Annotated in this window: 19 protein-coding genes and 1 riboswitch; of the genes, 9 read left to right on the top strand and 10 right to left on the bottom strand. The window is 61.9% G+C overall.

What is annotated here, in order from left to right; all coding sequences use genetic code 11:
- Positions 1-299: 299 nt before the first annotated feature.
- From moaC to K419_RS0101920, 6 genes are all read right to left on the bottom strand, one after another.
- On the bottom strand, positions 300-776 hold the full coding sequence (gene moaC, locus K419_RS0101945) for a cyclic pyranopterin monophosphate synthase MoaC (RefSeq protein WP_026840091.1): 477 nt from the start codon (positions 774-776) through the stop codon (positions 300-302).
- 20 nt (positions 777-796) lie between these two features.
- Positions 797-2,020, bottom strand: coding sequence for a molybdopterin molybdotransferase MoeA (locus tag K419_RS0101940; RefSeq protein ID WP_026840090.1), 1,224 nt, complete (start codon positions 2,018-2,020; stop codon positions 797-799).
- Positions 2,021-2,098: 78 nt separating this feature from the next.
- Positions 2,099-2,953 (bottom strand): HesA/MoeB/ThiF family protein, encoded by an 855-nt coding sequence (locus tag K419_RS0101935; RefSeq protein ID WP_026840089.1) that lies wholly within the window; start codon positions 2,951-2,953, stop codon positions 2,099-2,101.
- 1 nt (position 2,954) lies between these two features.
- Positions 2,955-3,179 (bottom strand): MoaD/ThiS family protein, encoded by a 225-nt coding sequence (locus K419_RS0101930; RefSeq protein ID WP_012529781.1) that lies wholly within the window; start codon positions 3,177-3,179, stop codon positions 2,955-2,957.
- 76 nt (positions 3,180-3,255) lie between these two features.
- The gene (locus tag K419_RS0101925) at positions 3,256-4,986 is read right to left on the bottom strand and encodes an aldehyde ferredoxin oxidoreductase family protein (protein ID WP_026840088.1); all 1,731 of its coding nucleotides are present in this window, start codon (positions 4,984-4,986) and stop codon (positions 3,256-3,258) included.
- 30 nt (positions 4,987-5,016) lie between these two features.
- Positions 5,017-5,138, bottom strand: a riboswitch (molybdenum cofactor riboswitch).
- Between the two features lie 48 nt (positions 5,139-5,186).
- Positions 5,187-6,350, bottom strand: a complete 1,164-nt coding sequence (locus K419_RS0101920; RefSeq protein ID WP_026840087.1) for an iron-containing alcohol dehydrogenase — start codon at positions 6,348-6,350, stop codon at positions 5,187-5,189.
- 554 nt (positions 6,351-6,904) lie between these two features.
- On the opposite strand from K419_RS0101920, the gene moaA reads away from it, so the two are divergent.
- The 7 genes from moaA (at position 6,905) to K419_RS0101885 (ending at position 14,420) form a co-directional block, all read left to right on the top strand.
- Positions 6,905-7,885: a GTP 3',8-cyclase MoaA gene (moaA, locus tag K419_RS0101915; protein ID WP_026840086.1), complete on the top strand. Its 981-nt coding sequence runs from the start codon at positions 6,905-6,907 to the stop codon at positions 7,883-7,885.
- Positions 7,886-7,966: 81 nt separating this feature from the next.
- Positions 7,967-8,398: an MOSC domain-containing protein gene (locus K419_RS0101910; protein WP_012529785.1), complete on the top strand. Its 432-nt coding sequence runs from the start codon at positions 7,967-7,969 to the stop codon at positions 8,396-8,398.
- Positions 8,399-8,440: 42 nt separating this feature from the next.
- On the top strand, positions 8,441-8,629 hold the full coding sequence (locus K419_RS0101905) for a hypothetical protein (RefSeq protein WP_026840085.1): 189 nt from the start codon (positions 8,441-8,443) through the stop codon (positions 8,627-8,629).
- A gap of 107 nt (positions 8,630-8,736) precedes the next feature.
- Positions 8,737-9,549, top strand: coding sequence for an electron transfer flavoprotein subunit beta/FixA family protein (locus K419_RS0101900; RefSeq protein ID WP_026840084.1), 813 nt, complete (start codon positions 8,737-8,739; stop codon positions 9,547-9,549).
- A 79-nt stretch (positions 9,550-9,628) separates the two neighbouring features.
- Positions 9,629-10,987: an electron transfer flavoprotein subunit alpha gene (locus K419_RS0101895; RefSeq protein ID WP_026840083.1), complete on the top strand. Its 1,359-nt coding sequence runs from the start codon at positions 9,629-9,631 to the stop codon at positions 10,985-10,987.
- An 85-nt stretch (positions 10,988-11,072) separates the two neighbouring features.
- Positions 11,073-13,049 carry a (Fe-S)-binding protein gene (locus K419_RS0101890; protein WP_026840082.1) on the top strand — a complete coding sequence of 659 codons (1,977 nt, stop codon included), beginning with the start codon at positions 11,073-11,075 and terminating at the stop codon, positions 13,047-13,049.
- Positions 13,050-13,082: 33 nt separating this feature from the next.
- A complete protein-coding gene (locus K419_RS0101885) occupies positions 13,083-14,420 on the top strand; it encodes a radical SAM/SPASM family putative metalloenzyme maturase (protein ID WP_026840081.1) in 1,338 nt (445 codons plus the stop codon).
- Between the two features lie 62 nt (positions 14,421-14,482).
- Here K419_RS0101885 and K419_RS0101880 read toward each other — a convergent pair whose 3' ends face one another.
- The 3 genes from K419_RS0101880 to K419_RS0101870 are packed head-to-tail and all read right to left on the bottom strand — an operon-like array spanning position 14,483 to position 17,131.
- Positions 14,483-14,890, bottom strand: a complete 408-nt coding sequence (locus K419_RS0101880; RefSeq protein ID WP_026840080.1) for a hypothetical protein — start codon at positions 14,888-14,890, stop codon at positions 14,483-14,485.
- A 4-nt stretch (positions 14,891-14,894) separates the two neighbouring features.
- The gene (locus K419_RS0101875) at positions 14,895-16,073 is read right to left on the bottom strand and encodes a vWA domain-containing protein (RefSeq protein WP_404813189.1); all 1,179 of its coding nucleotides are present in this window, start codon (positions 16,071-16,073) and stop codon (positions 14,895-14,897) included.
- A complete protein-coding gene (locus tag K419_RS0101870) occupies positions 16,070-17,131 on the bottom strand; it encodes a hypothetical protein (RefSeq protein WP_026840078.1) in 1,062 nt (353 codons plus the stop codon). Before K419_RS0101870 ends, K419_RS0101875 begins: the two co-directional genes overlap by 4 nt.
- Before the next feature lie 283 nt (positions 17,132-17,414).
- Between K419_RS0101870 and K419_RS0101865 the strand changes: the two genes are divergently transcribed.
- Both K419_RS0101865 and K419_RS0101860 read left to right on the top strand, forming a co-directional pair.
- On the top strand, positions 17,415-17,759 hold the full coding sequence (locus K419_RS0101865; RefSeq protein ID WP_026840077.1) for a YtxH domain-containing protein: 345 nt from the start codon (positions 17,415-17,417) through the stop codon (positions 17,757-17,759).
- A gap of 41 nt (positions 17,760-17,800) precedes the next feature.
- The gene (locus tag K419_RS0101860; protein ID WP_012529795.1) at positions 17,801-17,992 is read left to right on the top strand and encodes a ferredoxin; all 192 of its coding nucleotides are present in this window, start codon (positions 17,801-17,803) and stop codon (positions 17,990-17,992) included.
- Positions 17,993-18,119: 127 nt separating this feature from the next.
- Here the strand turns inward: K419_RS0101860 and K419_RS0101855 are convergent, their stop codons facing one another.
- Positions 18,120-18,965, bottom strand: a complete 846-nt coding sequence (locus K419_RS0101855; RefSeq protein ID WP_026840076.1) for a L,D-transpeptidase — start codon at positions 18,963-18,965, stop codon at positions 18,120-18,122.

Here is an 18,965-nt window from a genome sequence, read left to right as displayed (position 1 = left end):
TTAAGCTAAACATCACACGCAAAAAGGAAAGGGCGCCTGGTTTTCAACCGGCGCCCCTTCTCATTTTTCCTGCTCTTTCTTCTCTTTTTCCCCCCGGTCCCCGGGGGCGCACGATGGCGACATTCAAGTCTGGACCCCAAGCCTGGGGAGGATGTAGCGCTGCAGCACTACCCAGAAAACAAAGAAGCCGACCAGCATCAATAGTTCGTTCATGTTCGGGTTCACCTCCTGAGATGCGAGCACTATAACTCATATTCAGGAAAAGGTATATAGCAAAAAGAGAATGGATTCCCCCGGCTCTACGACTCGCCGCGACGGAAGGTCCCGCTCTTGCCCCCTTCCTTGAACATCAGCACCACCTCCGCTATCGCTATCGACTTGTCGCTCCCCTTGCACATGTCATACACGGTGAGCGCCGCGACCGAGGCGGCTGTCATCGCCTCCATCTCGACGCCGGTCCGCTCGAAGGCCCGTACCGTCGCCTCTATCTTCAGCTCGCCTGTGGCCGGGTCGTGCCGGAACTCTATGGCCGCGTGATGAATCGCCAGCGGGTGGGAGAGGGGGATCAGGTCGGGGGTCTTCTTGGCCGCGGCGATGCCGGCCAAGCGGGCGACGCCCAGGACATCCCCCTTGGCGACCGAGCCTTCCAGGATGGCGGCCAGGGTTGCCGGTTTCAGCAGCACCCGGGCCTGTGCGGTCGCGGTCCTGAGCGTGCAGGTTTTGCCGCTCACGTCGACCATGATGGCCTGTCCCTGCTCGTCGAAGTGGTTGAACATGGTTTCTCCTGTGCCTGCGGCTACGATGTGGTTTCCGGCACCAGCTCCACGTCCCTCAAGAGGACCAGGTCGACCTCGCTTCCTGCCGCAACGAAGGTGGCCTCGGAGGGGAGGGCGGCGAGAGCGTCGCACCTGGTCATGGTGCTCAGTATGGCGGTGTGCTGGTCCCCGGCGCAGTAGGCGACGTAGCGGCCATGCCTCTTCTTGACGGTAACCCGGATGAAGTGGGTCTTTCCTTCCTTCTTGTGGGCATCCTCCGCGAGTATCCCTTTCACGAACGGGCGCACCACCTTCCGGTAGCCCATCATCTTCAAAAGCGCCGGTTTGACCAGCAGTTCGAAGGTGATCATGGTGGACACGGGGTTGCCGGGAAGCGAGAAGACGGGCCTTCCATCCATTAGGGCGAATGCGGTCGGGCCGCCGGGCTTCATGGCGATCTTCCAGAACTGCTCCTGCGCCCCGAGCTCTGCCAGAACTTCCCGGACCAGGTCGCGGTCTCCAGCCGATACTCCGGCCGAGGTGATCAGGGCGTCGAACCGGAACCCCTGATGTATCTTCTCCCGGTGGCTCTCGATGTCGTCCCTGGCGATCCCCAGCAGCACCGGCTCGGCTCCCGCCTCGCGCACGGCGGCGGCAAGCGAGAGGGCGTTGGAGTTTATCACCCGCCCGGGGGACGGGGCTTCGCCCAATTCAATCAGCTCGTCGCCGGTGGAAAGTATCGCCACGCGGACCTTTCTGTGGACCGGGACCAGCGCCTGCCCCATGGCCGCCAGCATGCCGATTTCGGCGGGGCGTACCGTGGTGCCGGCCTCCATTATCGGCGCTCCCGCCGCGACGTCGGAACCTTGATGCCGGATGTGCTGCCGCGGCAGCACTTTGTGCCGGATCACCACACGGTCGCCCATATCCTCGGTTTCCTCAACGGGGACCACCGCGTTGCACCCCGGGGGAATAGGGGCGCCGGTCATGATGCGTACCGCGCACCCTGTCTCTAGCGCGGCCGGCCCGTCACCGCCGGCCGGCAGGAATCCTGTGACGCTAAGCTCCGCCGGAACCTTGCTGCAATTAGCGGCGCGAACGGCGAAGCCGTCCATGGCGGAATTGTCGAATTGAGGCAGGTCCCAGGGGGCGACGACGTCCCGTTTCACCACCCGGCCCACCGCCTCCAGGAGGGGGACCATCTCCTCTCCCAGGGGGTGTACGCTGGCCAGGATGATATCGCGTGCTTCTTCAAAGCTTGGCATGTCACACCTCGCACTTCTCTGTGGCAGAGTTGGCGCCTTGCAACCGCGGCAAGAACGCCCGCCCTGCACAGTACAACGTTAGGCCGCGACGACCAGTTCGACCGGGGGCACCTTCGGGTAGGAGATCTCGTGAACCTCCATCTCCAGCAGGTCGATGCTCAACTTGCGGTCGCGCAAAAGCTCCCCTTTGCCGAGGAGGATCTTGCAGGCCTCGGCCACCTCCAGGCTCGCCACTACGGCCGGGGTGAAGGCGGGGTTTCCCAATTGCTGCTCGATCCCTTTTCCCGCTACCCAGTGGCGGTAGATGCTCTGCACGGTGGTGTCGCCGGGAAGCTGGGTCGCCACGTGGCCGTACCAGCCGCCGATGGCGCCGTGGACCATCGGTATCCCTGCCACGGTGCAAAATTCTGCCAGTTCCAACCGGTAGGGGATGCTGTCGAGCGCATCGACCGCTACCATTGCGCCGGCCAGTTGCTCGGAGCCGTTGGCGAGGCAGAAGTAGTCCTTGATGGGGGTAACCGTGACGGCGGGGTTGATCTCAGCCACACGGTCCACGGCGGCCTCGACCTTGGCCTTGCCGAGCGTCGCCGGGGTGGAGAGGATCTGGCGGTTCAGGTTGTGCTCCTCGAAGATGTCGGGGTCAATGGCCACGATGTGGCCGACGCCGATGCGGGCCAGTTCCTCGATGACGTACCCTCCGAGGCCCCCGCAGCCGATCACCGCCACGCGGCTGCGGAACAGCTTGAGCTGCTCCTCGATCGAGATCATGTTCCGGTTGCGCTGGTAGCGTGCCGGGAAGATCCCGTTTTCCAGGGCCAGTGCCTCGACCTCGTGGCACCTCAGGCCGAACTGGACCACGGCTTGGCTCTGGGCGCTCCAGGAGAGCATTCCCCCCTGGGTGGATTCCTTGAGAAAGGTGACAGCTTTGAGCATGTTAGCCTCCTCCTACCAATGGAAACAGTGAAAGGGTGTCGTGGTCGGAGAGTTTGGAGTCGAGTTCCCCGTGCCTGCCGTTCAGCATGACGATGCCGATCTCCTCCTCGGTGAGCCCGAGGCTGAGCACTACCGCCCGCACGTCGGTCCCTTCGGGGAGTTCCTGCTCGGCCACCTTGAACCTGCCGTTTCTAAATGTCGCGAAAAGCTTGAGCGTGATCAGCATGTGGCACCTGCGCATTCGTGTGTAGAAACGAAAAAGCCCGGCGTGACTTTCGTCACGCCGGGGAGTGGAGCGGTTATTAGAAGTTCCAGAACTCGTCGATCTCTGCGTCGGTGAAGTCCCACACCGCGTTGTGCGGCGCCACCGGCTCGTTCTTGAAGAAGTCAGGGAGGCGGTCGTGCACGTTGGTGAGCCCTGCTTCCTGGTTGAACTTGCGCTCAAGCTTCAGGACATGCTTGCCCAGGTTGGTGACATCGTCGCCGGTAAGGGCGATGCCGAAGCGGGCGTTGATCATGTCGATCAGGGCCGGGAGGCACTCGGGGATGTCGAGAGCCGGGAAGGCCACGAAGATGCACATGCCGGTGGAGTCGACCGCAGCGGTTGCGATCTGCAGGTTGCGGGAGAGCTCGACCTGGCCGTCCTTCTTGAGCGGGTCGACGTAGCCGCCGACGTTCAGGATGTTGGTGGCGATGGTGTAGCCGGAGGTGTGGTCCGCGCCCATGGTGCTGGTCGCGTAGGTGATGCCGATACCCTTGACGGAGCGCGGGTCGTAGGCCGGGATCCCCTGGTTCTTGACCACCGGGACGCGGGTGACGCCGTAGGTGCGGCCGACGGAGCCGGCGCCGCCGCCGAGGATGCGGCCGAGGGCAGTCCCTTTGCCGATCTCTTCGGTCAGAAGGCGGAGCATCTCTTTGGAATCGCCCCAGTTGAGGATGCCGGCTTCCATGGCGACGCCGAACATGACGGCGGTCTCGATGGAGTCGATCCCGATGTCGTCCATCAGGTTGTCGGCTTTCGCGATGTCGTCCAGGTTGTCGATGCAGCAGTCAGCGCCCAGGCCCCAGATGGTCTCGTACTCGAAGCCGGAGGTGACGTACTTGCCGTCCTTGTCGTTGTAGACCTGCGAGCACTGGATGATGCACCCTGCATGGCAGCCGTGCTTCACCTTGCCGCCGCGTGCCGCGATGGTGTCGTGCATGGTCTCGCCGGAGATCTTATCGTGCCCTTCGAACTGGCCGGTGGTGAAGTTCCTGGTCGGGAGGCCGCCTGCTTCGTTGAGGATGTTGACGAGGACGTTGGTGCCGTAGGTCGGCAGGCCTTCGCCGGAAACCGGGTGGTCGAGAAGTGCCTTGGAGAACGCCCTTGCCGCGGTCTTGAATTTCTCCGGATCTGCGATGGTCACGGGTTTCGCGCCTTCACCGTCGATGGAGATGAATTTGATCTGCTTGGAGCCCATGACTGCGCCCAGGCCGCCACGGCCGTGGCTGCGGATCTTGCTGTCCGGGTCTTTAACGGAGATGTTCGCTGCGGTCATCTTCAGTTCGCCGGCGATGCCGATGGTGAGAACGCCGGTCTTCTTGCCCAGGCGCTTTTCGACTGCGTCGATGACGGCGAAGTTGCCAACGCCTAAGAGTTCTTTCTCTTCGTTGATGGTGACGCCGTTGATGCCTACGGAGAGGTTGTACCAAGTGCCGGATTTGGGAGCGCCTTCGATGATGAGGGCCTTGATGCCGAGTTTAGCCAGCATCTGCGCGGCGGTGCCGCCGGCGTTGGACTCCTTGATGCCGCCGGTAAGGGGGCTCTTGGCGCCTGCGGAGAGGCGGCCGGAGTTGGCTGCGGCGGTGCCGGTCAGAAGGCCCGGTGCGAAGCAGAGGAGGTTCTGCGCGGAAAGCGCATGACAGGTCGGCGGTACTTCAGCTGCCACGATGGTGGAGGTCAGGGCGCGGCCGCCCAGGCCCGCCCAGGCTGCCGGAACTGCTTCGATCTTCGTGGTGAGGTCGGTCATGTTGACGCGAAAAATCTTATCCATGCTTTTCAAGCTCCCTTTTAATTAGTTTCCGGCATCGGTGCCGGCGCTCCTTTCCAAGAGGGAGGCTCCGCCGTTTCCAGCGAAACCCGTTGGCCTGGCTCCGTGAGGGTGGTCCCTTTTAGGCGGCGCATGGCTCGGAGATTCAAAAACCCCTCCCCCGCCAGGGGGAGGGGAGCTTTGCTGCGATGCTGCTGCTCGTCTTACATTGCGTCCTTGAAGATCTGGACGACCTGCTCAAGGGTTGCCTTGCGCGGGTTGGTGAACTGGCAAGCGTCTTTCTTCGCGTTCTCAGCCATGATGGTGAGGTCCTCTTCCTTGACGTTCAGGGCCTTGAGGCCGGTCGGGATGCCGATGGAAGCGGAGAGGGTGCGGATCCTGTCGATTGCCTTCTGGCCTGCTTCGGTCACGGAGAGGCCGTCGACGTTCTCGCCGAGTGCTTTCGCGATGTCGGCGAAGCGTTTCGGGCAAGCGATCAGGTTGTACTGGCTGACGGCCGGGAGCAGGATGGCGTTGCAGACGCCGTGCGGCAGGTTGTAGAAGCCGCCCAGCTGGTGAGCCATGGAGTGAACGTAGCCAAGAGAAGCGTTGTTGAACGCCATGCCGGCCAGGTACTCGGCGTAAGCCATCTTGTCGCGCGCCTCGAGGTCTTCGCCGTTGGCAACTGCCTTGGAGAGGTACTCGGCGATCAGCTCGATTGCCTTGATAGCGCAAGCGTCGGTGATCGGGGTGGCGATGGTGGACACGTACGCCTCGACCGCGTGGGTCAGTGCGTCCATGCCGGTTGCAGCGGTGAGTGCCGCCGGCTTGCCGACCATGAGCAGCGGGTCGTTGATCGCGACGTTCGGGGTGCAGCGCCAGTCGACGATCGCCATCTTCACGTGGGTGTCGGTGTTGGTGATGATGCAGAAACGGGTCATTTCGGACGCGGTGCCTGCGGTGGTGTTGATGGCCACGAATGCCGGCATCGGCTTGGTGGTCTTGTTCACGCCTTCGAGATCGCGGATGTGGCCGCCGTTGCCGATGACCATGCCGATGCCTTTCGCGCAGTCATGGGAGGAACCGCCGCCCAGGGAGATGATCGCGTCACAGCCGTTGTCCTGGTACACCTTCACGCCGTCGTGCACGTTGATGTCGGTCGGGTTGGGCTCTGCGCCGTCGAAGATGACTGCGGAAACACCGGCCTCTTCCACCTGGGACTTGATCTTGTCGGCAACGCCCATGGCCGAGAGGCCCTTGTCGGTAACGATCAGCGCCTTGGATGCGCCCAGCGCCTTGATCTGGCCACCGGTCTCTTTAGCGGAACCAATACCCATCAGTGATACTGTCGGAATGTAGAAACCGTACGTCTGCTCTCCTAATGCCATTTGTCTTTCCCCCTGTTGTTGTGTCCGGATTTCAAGCCCGGTTGTTTAACCATTGCGTAGGTCCTAGTTGCATACACTGTCCTAAAACGGTTTTCTAGGTTATCGCAAACCCCATACCAGAATTTGCCAGAGTCGTATTTTTTTCGGCATCTGTTATTTTTTTTCAGGATACCGTATACTTAACGCGCACCCTGTTTACACGACTTTTACCCCCTCTTTGACCCCTCGTTCTGAAAAGTAACAGATGCCGTGTTCCATAATGGAGCGATTGCTCCGTTGTGGTACGGTTGTTTTGGTCAGTGATACATCATCTCATCGCTGCCTCGAAAGCTCCCCTGCCGCAGCGCGAAAAACCTTTGTTCCTCATGTATTCACTATGTTAGTGCCCCATCTCCCCATGACGCCGCACTTTTGTGTGACGTTTTGTCGCAGTTGGTACCGATATTGCCTTTGTATACAAACAGGCAGTACACGAGGCGGACCCCTTCATTCCAATAAAATCCCCCCAACCCCCCTTTGCAAAGGGGGGAGATCAAGTAAATGGGAGTGGCGGCATGGCACTGATCGATACCTACGGCAGGCGCATAAACTACTTGAGACTCTCGGTCACCGACCGCTGCAACATGCGCTGCAGCTACTGCATGCCGGCGCAGGGCGTGGAGAAGCTCGAGCATAAAGAGATGCTGAGCTACGAAGAGCTCTACCGCGTGGCGGGCGCCTGCATAGCGCAGGGTATAGAGAAGATCCGGGTCACCGGCGGGGAGCCACTGGTGAGGAAGGGGATCGTACCTTTCCTGGAGCGCCTGTCGCGAGTGCCCGGCTTGAAGGAGCTGGTGCTGACCACGAACGGCCTGCAACTGGAAGAGATGGCCCAGCCCTTAAAGCGCGCCGGGGTGGCGAGGCTCAACATAAGCCTCGACTCGCTCAGGCCCGAGGTCTTCGCCCGCATTACCCGAGGAGCGGACCTGAAGCGGGTGCTCTCCGGGATAGAGGCAGCAGAAAAGGCCGGTTTCTCGAACCTCAAGATAAACATGGTAGTGATGCGCGGGGTGAACGACGAAGAGATCCTGGACTTCGCCGCCCTCAGCATCGAAAAACCGTACACGGTGCGCTTCATAGAGTACATGCCGACCCTGCAGGACGAGGGGTGGAACGCGCAAAGCATGCCGGGGAGCGAGATTCTCGCGCGGATCGCCGAGCGCTATCCGCTCCTCCCCATGGTGGGTGCAGAGATGGCGGGACCGGCCCGCAACTTCAAGATAGAGGGCGCGGCCGGGGCCATCGGGATCATCACCCCGGTTTCCGGGCACTTCTGCGAGAGCTGCAACAGGATCCGGGTCACCGCCGCCGGCAGGATGCGCGGCTGCCTTTTCTCCGACCAGAGTGTCGATCTCAAACCGCTGCTGTTAAGCCTCGATCCCTACCGGCTGCAGGAAGAGATCCGGCGCATCGTGACGCACAAGCCCGGACGGCATCATATAGCCGAGCCGGAGGCGGAGAAGATAACGGTCAACATGTCCCGCATCGGCGGATAAAAGCAGGGGCTAGGGACTGGGGGCAGCGAACAGTAGCCTTCAGCACCAGGATCAGGGACAGGGATTACGGAGGAAAGAGATATGTCCGGTTCGATAGTCGCGGTAAGCGTGAGCAAGAGCAAAGGGGAGAAAAAGACGCCGATGGAGTCGGTGCATGTCCGGGAAAATTTCGGCATCATCGGCGACGCCCATGCCGGCGACTGGCACCGCCAGGTGAGCCTCCTGGCCCAGGAGAGCATCGATAAGATGGTCTCGCTTGGGCTCTCCGTGGGGCCCGGCGACTTCGCGGAGAACATCACCACCCGCGGAGTGGATCTGGTCAACCTCCCGATCGGCTCACGGCTGGCCATAGGCCCGGTGGTGCTGGAGATTTCCCAGATCGGAAAGGTCTGCCATACCCGCTGCGCCATCTTCTACCAGGCCGGCGATTGCGTCATGCCCAAGGAAGGGGTATTCGCCACGGTGGTGAGCGGCGGAGTGGTAAGACCCTCAGACGAGATCGAGCTGCTGTAACCAGGCAGCATAACAAAGGAAGCAGCAAGCAAGGGGGAGTGTATGAAGGACCGGAGCCAGAAGAAAGCCAACATCATCTCGATCCGCATGAGCGACGACGAGAGGGACGCCATTCAGCAGCTGATGGACAGCAAGGGGAAGAAAGCTTCTTCCATCATGCGCGAGGCATTCGCCCTGTTCAAGGAGCAGTGGGAGCTTTCCAAGCGCATGGAAGCGCCGCTGGAGCAGTAACGGCCACTAAAAGCTTTGGTGGACCACATGGACTTTATGGACCTGGTGGACCCGATGGACGTGGCTGAGAGCGGATAAAAGCTAACTGAAGAGAGAGGTTTTGACCCATGTACGTGGTTGCTTGCATTAAACAGGTTCCGGACACGACCCAGGTGCAGATCGATCCGGTGACCAACACGCTGGTGCGCGACGGCATTCCCTTCATCATCAACCCCTACGATACACACGCGCTGGAGGAGAGCCTGCGCATGAAGGGACGCTACGGCTTCAAGGCCGCGGCTCTCTCCATGGGCCCGCCCAACGCGGAGGCGGCGCTCAGAAAGGCGCTCGCGCTCGGCGTGGACGAAGCCATCCTCCTTTCCGACCGCGCCTTCGGCGGCGCCGATACCCTTTCCACCAGCAACGTCCTCGCTGCCGCCATCAGCAAGCTGGCGCAGGACGATGAGGTGGGGATCGTGTTCTGCGGCAAGCAGACCATCGACGGGGATACCGCGCAGGTCGGCCCGGGCATTGCGATACGGCTCGGTTTTTCGCAGCTTACCCTTGTGGACCGCATCGAGCACCTGGATTTCCTGTCTAAGAAGATCAGGGTCAGGCGCAAGCTGGAAGGGCGCTACGAGATCGTGGAAGCGAAACTCCCCGCGATGATCACCGTGGTGCGCGAGCTGAACCGCCCCCGCTACCCAACGGTGCCGATGCGCCTGAAGGCTGCCAAGGGTGAGGTCCGGGTCTGGGACAACAGCGAGCTGAAGCTCGATCCCAACAGCATCGGGCTCAAGGGGTCGCCGACCTGGGTGAGCAGGATCTTCTCTCCCGAGCGGAGCAAGGGCGAGATGCTCGGCGACGGCCTGAACGACCCGAAGGGGACCGCGCGCCTCCTGGTGGAGCGGCTTTTGGCCAGGGACATGCTGGCGGTGTAGTCACTAACAAACCTTGTGGACTGAATGGACGCCATGGACTTGGTGGACGTGATGGACGTGACCGAAAGTGGGGAGAATGATGAGTGAGGCAAAACCTAAACTGAAGAAGCCGCGCGGGAAGGTTCGGCTCTTAGAGGGCAAATGCATCGCCTGCGGCGCGCGCTGCCAGAGCAGCTGTCCGGTAGACGGCATCCAGATGAGCGATGCGGGCGAGCCGCAAATAGAACTCTCCAAGTGCATCGGCTGCCTTAAGTGCGTGAAGGCCTGCCCGGGCTCCGCCCTGGAGATCTTCTACACCAAGGAAGAGCTGGAGATTCTGGCGGCTCTCGCCGGGCAGCAGGACCTTGCCGAGGACGAGGCGGACCCGGAGGAGCTGGCGCGACGCGAGTACGTCGCCGGTTACCAAGGCGTCTGGGTCTTCGTGGAGCAGACGGAGGGCGAAGCGGCCCGCGTCTCCTGGGAACTGATGGGGAAGGGGAAGGAACTCGCCGCTAAGCTAGGCGTGGAACTCTGTGCCGTGGTCATGGGGCACAAGGTGGAGCACCTCTGCCATGAGGCCTTCACCTACGGCGCCGACAAGGCGTACCTACTGGACCAGCCCGTGCTGGAGTACTACCGCACTTACCCGTACCTCGACGCACTTTGCCACCTGATCGAGCGCTACAAACCGGAGATCGTCCTCATGGGTGCGACCGGCATGGGGCGCGACCTGGCAGGCGCTGTGGCGACCCGAGTCAAGACAGGGCTCACCGCCGACTGTACCGGCCTCGATATCGACCCCAAACGGAACCTGATGCAGACCCGCCCTGCCTTTGGCGGCAACATCATGGCGACCATCATGTGCGACCGCTTCCGCCCCCAGATGGCGACGGTACGCTCCCACGTGATGCCGATGCCCGCGCAAACCGTCGGCAGCAGCGGCAAGATCGTCCACGCTTCCTTCCCCTTAAGCGAGTCCGACGTCTTCACCAAGGTGCTGCAGGTGATCCGCGACAGCAAGGCGGGACACGTCGATATCGCCGGGGCTGAATTCATCGTCTCCGGCGGACGCGGCATGATGGCCAAGGAGAACTTTGCCATCCTGCAGGAGTTGGCCGATGAACTCGGAGGCGTGGTCGGTGCATCCCGCAGCGCAGTAGACGCGGGTTGGATGCCGGGCGACCGGCAGGTGGGACAGACCGGTAAGACGGTGCGCCCGAAGATATACATCGCCTGCGGCATCTCCGGCGCCATTCAGCACCTGGTGGGGATGCAGGACTCCGATCTCATCATCGCTATTAACCGTGACAAGGAAGCCCCCATCTTCGAGGTAGCGAGCTACGGCATCGTGGGTGACCTGTTCGAGATCGTCCCCGCTATCACCGCCATACTGCGCGAGCTGAAGGCCGCGAAGAACCCGGGCGGCCAGCCCGCCGACCGGGACGTCGAGGCGGCGTAAGGGGGGTAACCCGGTTGGGGCGCTGCCCTCACCCTAACCCTCTCCCGGAGGGAGAGGGGACTTAACTTCGAGAAGGGATATTACTATGCAACCTGATCCTGTTATCTTTACGCCGCTTCTGGCTGCGGCCTGCACCATCTTCCTTTGGAGCTGCTACCGCCGTTTCAGCCTGGTCACCGTCGGCGCCGCCGAGGACCGCTTCTCCAACACCTGGGACCGGTTGCAGGCGATGTTCGTCTACGCCTTTCTGCAAAAAAGGGTGGTAAAGCGCCCATTCGGCGTCAACCACGTCTTCATCTTCTGGTCCTTCCTGATCCTGGCCGTGGCCAATACGGAATTCCTCATCTCCGGCGTCTTTCCGGCGGCGAAGCTTTCCCTGCTGCTCCCGGCGGCGCTCTACCAGCCGCTACTGTTTGCGTTCGACCTGGTCTCGCTCTTCGCCCTGGCCGCCGTCGTAATCGCCCTGGTTCGGAGGGCGGTTGCTCCGCCGTACAAAGGCGCGCGTACCGGCGAGGCGTTCGCCATCCTCTCCATGATCGGGACGCTGATGCTGGCCTACTTCAGTTTTCATGCCGCGGAGATCGCTCTGGGCCACGAGCCCGCGGCTCACGTCATGCCGCTTTCCTCGTTGCTCGCCGCCGCTCTCTCCAGCCTGAGCCCGGAAACCCTCGGCACAGTGGGGGTAGCTTCCTGGTGGCTCCACGCCGGGGTGCTTCTTTTCTTCCTCAACTACCTCCCCTACAGCAAGCACATGCACATCCTCGCCGCCATCCCCAACTGCTACTTCAAGGGGCTCGGTACGCCCAACACCCAGGCGCGGGAGGAGTTCGCCGAAGGGAACGTCTACGGCGCAGGGAGCATCGAAAACTTCACCTGGAAGGACCTCTTCGATTCCTTCTCCTGCACCGAGTGCGGGCGCTGCGAAAACGCCTGTCCCGCGGCCGCTACAGGGAAACCGCTCAACCCGCGCCTTGTAATGCACGACATCAAGGTGAACCTCCTGGCCAACGGCGCGCAGCTGCAGCGCGGCGGCGTGGCGACGGTTCCGGTGATCGGGGAAGGGGAGGGGAGCGTGGAAGTCGACGCCCTCTGGTCCTGCACCACCTGCGGCGCCTGCCTTAACGCCTGCCCGGTCTTCATCGAGCAGATGCCCAAGATCAACAAGATGCGCCGGCACCTGGTCCAGATGGAGGCGGATTTCCCCGAGGAGCTTTTGAACCTCTTCGAGAACATGGAACAGCGCTCCAACCCGTGGGGGATCGCCCCCGGCGACCGCGGCAAGTGGGTCGGCGGCCACGAAGTAAAACCGTTCGAGGCGGGCCAGACCGAATACCTCTTCTACGTCGGCTGCGCCGGCTCCTTCGACTCCCGCGCCAAGCAGGTGACCCTTTCCATGGCGCGGATCCTCGACGCCGCTGGCATTTCCTGGGGAATCCTCGGCAAGGAAGAGAAGTGCTGCGGCGACAGCGTGCGCAGGCTGGGTAACGAATATGTCTTCGACAAGATGGCGCGCGAGAACGTGGCCATGTTCCAGGAGAAGAAGGTGACCAAGGTGATCACCCAGTGTCCGCACTGCTTCAGCACCCTCAAAAACGATTACCGGCAGTACGGCCTGGAACTGGAGGTCATCCCGCACGCCGAGCTGATCGAGCAGTTGCTGGGGGAAGGGAAGTTGCAGCTGGATATGCACGAGGCGACGGGCGGGAACATCGTCTTCCACGACTCCTGCTACCTCGGGCGCCATAACGGCGTCTACGAGGCGCCGCGCAAGGTCATCGCCCAGGCGACCGGTACCGCCCCCGCGGAGATGCCGAGAAACCGCGAGAATTCCTTCTGCTGCGGCGCCGGCGGCGGCCGCATGTGGCTTGAAGAGCACCTGGGAGAGAGGATCAACCTGAACCGCGTCAACGAGGCGCTGGCCGGATCCCCCGGCACCATCTGCGTCACCTGCCCGTACTGCATGACCATGATGGAAGACGGCCTCAAGGACCGCGCCAGCGGGCAAACCAAGGTGAAGGACATCGCGGAAATCGTCGCAGAGGGATTGAAAGGTAGGGCTTAGACGCTCGAAGGATTGAATCAGAGGAAGATCACCATGCGACAATGTACCGCTGCCGCGCTTTCCCAATTCCAGGCAACAGAGCCCGCCTTCCTGGAGTACCCCTCCAAGCTTTTCGTGGAGGCGACCAGCCGCTGCAACCTGAACTGCGTCATGTGCATGAAACAGAATTCCGGCGGCAGCGTGCGGGACGGCGATCTCTCCCCGGAGATCTTCCAGGCGCTGGAACCGGCGCTCGCGAACCTTGACGCCCTGGTGCTGAACGGCGTCGGTGAGCCGCTGATAAACACCCGGCTGGAGCAGTACATAAGCCACGCCAAGAGCCGCATGCCCAACGGGAGCTGGATCGGGTTCCAATCCAACGGCCTGCTCCTCTCGCACCTGCGCGCCATATCGCTCCTCGACGCGGGGGTGGACAAGATCTGCCTCTCCATGGACGGGGTCGACGCCTCGACCTTCAGCGCCATCCGCGCCGGAAGCGAACTCGCCGACCTGGAGCACGCCTGCAAGGCGCTTTTGTCCGCGAAGGTAGCCTGCCGCCGTCCCGAGATGGAGATCGGCGTGGAATTCGTGGTGATGCGCGACAACCTGGCGCAGCTGCCGGCGGCGCTTTCCTGGGCCGCGGAACGGGGCGTAGCCTTCGCCATCGTTTCCCATCTGCACCCGTTCGACGAACCGCACCTGGAAAACTGCAGCTACGACCTTTGCAGCGACGAGGCGATCACGCTGTTCCAGTGCTGGCAGAGCAAGGCGGACCTTAAGGGGGTGGAGATAGGGCGCTATTTCGACATCCTCTGGAATTACAAGAAGTCCGCCGAGGAGCGGCGCATCGTAGATTTCGTGGCGGCCATGAAGGCGGACGCGCAGCAGCGCGGCATCACGCTTGACCTGAAAAGGCTCTTCGCCATGAACACCGCCCGCATCGAGCAGAGTCAGGGGATTTTCGAGGAGGCGGCCCAGGTGGCGCGCAAAGCGGGGATCGACCTGAGGCTCCCGGAGATAGCGCGCAGGGAGAAGAGAGGCTGCGGTTTCGTCGAAAAGGGGAGCGCCTTTGTTTCCTGGGACGGCGGCATGCATCCCTGCTATCACCTCTGGCACCCCTGCCGTTCCTTCGCCAACGGCTGGGAACATGCCGTGGAGCCACGGGTCTTCGGTAACGTCGCCGAGCGCGGCGTGCTGGAGATCTGGAATTCCGAGGAGTTCCTACGTTACCGGCAAAACGTGCTGCGCCACGACTACCCTTCCTGCGCCGAATGCAACACTTCTCCCTGCGACCTGGTCCAGGCCGAGCGGTTCGAGCAGGACTGCTACGTTAACACAGAGCCGTGCGGCAGCTGCCTCTGGAGCTCCGGGGTCTTCCGCTGCCTGGATTGACCTCTTTACTGAAAGGGGGACAGGCTACTTTTTCAAATCAAAAAGTAGCCTGTCCCCCTTTTTTAAAGATCTCCCGTCATCTCCTGCAGCAGATAAAGCTTCACGTTCACCTTTTTCACGCAGTCGATCACCTCGCGCAGCTTTTCCTCGTCGAGGCCGCATTCCTCGTCGATACCCTGGAAGTAGGGGTAGCCTTTGGGGAGCGGGGTCAGGGCTCCGTCACGCAAAAGCATGACGTCGACCAGGTCGTTTACCCGCCCCTCCGCTTCCCACGGGTCGCGATAGTTGAACTGGCGCGCCACCACGTGAAGCCCCATCCCGTTTTTAAAAAGCGCCTTTACCTCGAAGGAAAATTCCCTCGGAGCGCTGTAGCTGTCACTCCTGCCGGACCTGACCATCACCTCGGCCCCGGCTTCCCTCAAAAGCTCCCCCACCGATTCGGCTGTCATCGGCTGCACTGTATCTTTCATTAGCTCAAACCTCCAGTCTCAGTTCGACGCCCCAGGGCGCCGGCTTCTCCCCCTCGGCGGTCAGCACCCAGAGGGTCGGCAGTTCCATCTGCTCGGGAACGGGCCCGATGCCGTCGGTCAGGTAGATCACCGCTGCGGGAACGGGGTACATGGCCCTCGCATAGGCGAACACCGGCCTTAAATCGGTGAAACCGCCGCCGTCGTAGCGTTCGGGGGCGAAGGCACTCCCCTTGAAGGCTTCCACTTCCTGTATTTTGCTGTTGGCGTAAAGGACGGTGATGGAGGCGTCGCGGCCCCGCGCTATCTGGACCAGTTCCCTGGCGAACGCCTCGCGCAGCTCCACCGAATTGGTTGAGTCGCTCACGTCGATGCCGACCAGCAGGTTGAGGCGGTGGCGCTTTCGGGTTCCGGGGGTGGCATGCGCGAAGCGGCGATGCTCCCTCATCCAGGTCCCCTCCCTCCCCAGCCGTCCGGCGGTAGCGACGAACTGCCGCAGCACCTGGCGCCAGGGGATGGGGGAGGGACGCAAAAGCCCTTCAACTACCTCCCTGATCTCGGGTGGAGCTTCGCCATCGCTGCCGCGCAGGCTTTCTCGGGTGAGCGTAGCCAGCATCTCCTGCGCCAAGGGAAGCGGCGTGCTGTCGGCATCGCTCCAGAGGGCGTGGTCGTCGAGGGTCGAGGCGGCGGGCTCGCCTTTTCCGGTGCCCGCGGCACCTTGCCGTTCTTCTTCCGCGTCGCCAAACCCGCTTCCATCCAGGTTGCCGATGTCGAAGGGAGGGACCAACTGCTGGTAGTACTCCTCGGCGGCGAGGCCGTCGGGCATCTTGTACTGAGCGGGGTACAGCGCATCGGCTGGAAGCCCCACGCTTCCGGGGTTGATGGCGAGGTCGCAGGCGACGTCCCAGTCGTGCGCGTTGCGCCCTTTGCCGCGCAGCATGTGCAGGTGCAAAAGGTGCTTTACCAGGTGTTCCAAAATCGCCTGCTGCTCGGTCGCCGAAAAGGCCCCGAAACAGGCGGGATCCACGGCCAGGATAGGGGTGCCGTTACGGATGGTGACTCCCGCGGGCTTTCCGCCCATAGGCCGCTCCTCGCGGCGCAGGTTCAGGAGGAAGTGCCCATAAAAGGCGCGCTCGCGCAACAGCCTGACCACGGCGTTTTCCAGCCCTGCGGACACCCCGGTCACCCCGCCTGCTGGTTGATGGCGCGGATCGCGTCGTAAATCACGTGGTCGTGCTTGTCGCGGACCAGGCGGAGGGCTACTTCGGGAATCTTCAGGAGCGTCTTCACGAATCCGAAGCGGAGGTCCCGCGGCAGCAGCGCGATGTAGGCGACCAGGTTCTCCTCCTGCTCGTCGCTCAACTCCGGGAAAACCTGCAGAGTCGCGGTGAGGTCGTTGATGGTCGCCGCTTGCACGTCGTCGCGCTGCGCTTCGGCCCGCTTTGCCACGGCCGGCCAGTCGCTCAGGACTTCAGGGGCGGTTAAGGGGCGCCCCTGGCGGTCGGAGAGCCAGCGCATGAAGGTGATGGCCGCTTCCCTCCCTACCACCCCGGCGTAGACCTCCATCTCCAGCTCGGCGGGAAAACGGCAGTTTTTCTTCAGGGTACTCACCATCTCCCAGGCCCGCTCGCTCGGCTCCACCTGCAAGTCCATGGGCATCCCCTGCTTGGCCAGGAGGTTCTGGTTTCCCCCCAGGAACTGCCGCACCTCGCCGGCGAGGTCGCGCCTTTGCGCGTAACGGGCCCAGCACTGGTAATCGGTCTCGACGTAAAGCATCACCATGCGGTCCACCAGGGCGCGATCGAGCGTCGCCACCTGGTAGCTTCCGTCGGGAGGGTTGATGCTCACCACCACCTTGTGGCGGCGGGAGAGCTTGTGGGTATGGATGGCGCGAAGCATCCCCTCGGCGGGGGGCTCGACGAACTGGAAGATCGCCTGCAGGGTGTCTTCCTGCTGGGCGCGGTTCAGCTCGTCGCAGTGGATCACGGTCGGTGGCTCGTCATCCCCGGGGATCCAGGACGGGCGCGACCACTGCATCACCTCGCCGCTACGGAAGGGGATGCCGACCAGGTCGCCGACCTCCATCTGCCCCAGGCGTAGCGAAACGTAGCGCCGCTCCAGCTCGCGGCAGCTCTGGATGATGCCGGCGCTCTTCCCGACGCCGCGGTGTCCCACGATGCAGGGGGTGAGGTCGGTCTTGGAGAGGATCTCCTTCACGACGATCTTCATCTGTTCGACGTTCATGGCAGCTTTCCTTCCTGTGTCCTTATTAGAGGGGAGACGACATCTTACACATAAGCTGCGTGTCATAAAAGAGGTAAAACCGTGAAACCGTTAGCCACGGAGAAAAAACTGAGGAAACCGGAACGGCCAAAAGTTCAAGCCAAAACCGTTGGCAACCAACTTTAAGCAGGCAAAGGAAAGAAAAAATCCTGGTGCAGAAGAAAAGGCTTTACATTTGACGAATTTAATTTTGTGGTAGTATTACCGCTGTAATTAAAACCACCCCGGATCAAGGAGAAAACTAATGGGACACAAAGAAAGCTGCACAGGAGGGGATGCCGTCTTTCTGTTGGTCGGCGGCTTGATCGGAGCCGGGCTGGCGCTCCTGATGGCCCCGCAGGCGGGAAAGAAGACCAGGCAATACCTCTCTTCGCTGGCCGAAGAGGTGAGCGGCAGAGCTAATGAAGCTGTTTCGGATTTCGCCGAAACCGTCTCGGATTTCGTCGATACCGCGACCAACCGCGCCACCGAATTCGTGGAGGAGAAGGCGAACCTCAGCAAGGATTCCAAAAAGATGCTGCTGTCCGCCCTCGACATGGCGCTGGAAAAATTGGAAGAGCAGAGGAAGAAGCTCGAGAAGAGCATATAGGCGTCGAAGCAAAACCAATCCAAAAACGCGGAGGTATTACCATGGCACGAGAGCCTTGGGTCGATCAGGATGTCTGCATCAGTTGCGGTCTTTGCACGGACAACGTGCCGGAAGTGTTCAGGTTCGCCGACAACGGCAAAGCCGAATGCTATGATCAGACCGGTGCGTCGGAAGAGGAGATACAAAACGACGCCATCGACGTCTGCCCGGTCTCCTGCATCCACTGGCGTTGACCATTGTGAACGGCAGGGGCGCCCCCGTCCCTGCCATCGCTCAAACTGAAAAAAGGCCGCTTCCGGTGTCGGATGCGGCCTTTTTCGTATGTCCTGCCTTTCATTTGTTCTTTTGCCCCGCTGAACTTCAGGTAGGAGGCCTGCCGGTGATGAGAACCGGCTGGCCATTTTTTATCTTGTGGAACTCTCCCGGGTCGCTGGCCGCAGGGACCACCCACTGGTACAGCGTCTTCGCGTCCTCCAGGAAAGGGCGGGTGAGCGGGCGGTACTTGTCCCGGTACACCTTGCGGTCGTAGCTGCGGTAATAGTCGTACTGCATCTCCTCGTCGTAAAGGCCGATGCAGCCGTGGGAAGCGGGGTGGCCGGGAAGGTCCCTGCCGTGGATCCAGTAGGTCGGCCAATCCTCTTTGCTCTTGTCGACCCAGAACCTGAGCCCGTAGTGCATCGGGTAGGGGCGGCCGATTTCCTCAACCTGGTAAAGGTTCGACTGGTGGCGCCGGTCCGCGGCGTCTATGCGGAAGTTGCCGTTGGGAACCATCTTCCCCTGGATGCCCAGCGCGATGGGGAAGGAGTACACCAGCTTGCCGTGCTCATAGGCCCCCAGGAACATCTCGGCCTGGTCCACCATGATGAACTTCGGCTCCTTAGCCGCATCCGGGTAGGTGAGCGGCATCGGGTTGAAGTCCCTGACCTGCGCCAGGTTCTTCGGCACCTTGACCTTCGCCCCGCCCAGGAAATGGCGCCGGTCCAGCCGGTTGAAGCGGAGCACGTCCTTCCAGTAGTCGCCGAAGAGCGCCTGCGGCGTATCGCCCCACTTGAGCTTCACGCAGCTCCAGGGGATGCGCGAGTCGCTGGGGTAGCTGATCTCGCAAAGAGAGCGGAGCTTGGCGGCGCCGGCTGACGCAGCGCACAATAGCAGCGCTATTACCGCCGTCGAGGCGATTCTTCCCAGGTACCTCACGCCGATTCCCAT

Origin of the sequence: Citrifermentans bremense R1 (genome assembly GCF_000426865.1) — a bacterium.
Lineage (GTDB): Bacteria > Desulfobacterota > Desulfuromonadia > Geobacterales > Geobacteraceae > Geomonas > Geomonas bremensis.
The sequence above is the reverse complement of the archived record's forward strand: the minus strand, read 5'-3'. Positions and strand labels throughout refer to the sequence as shown.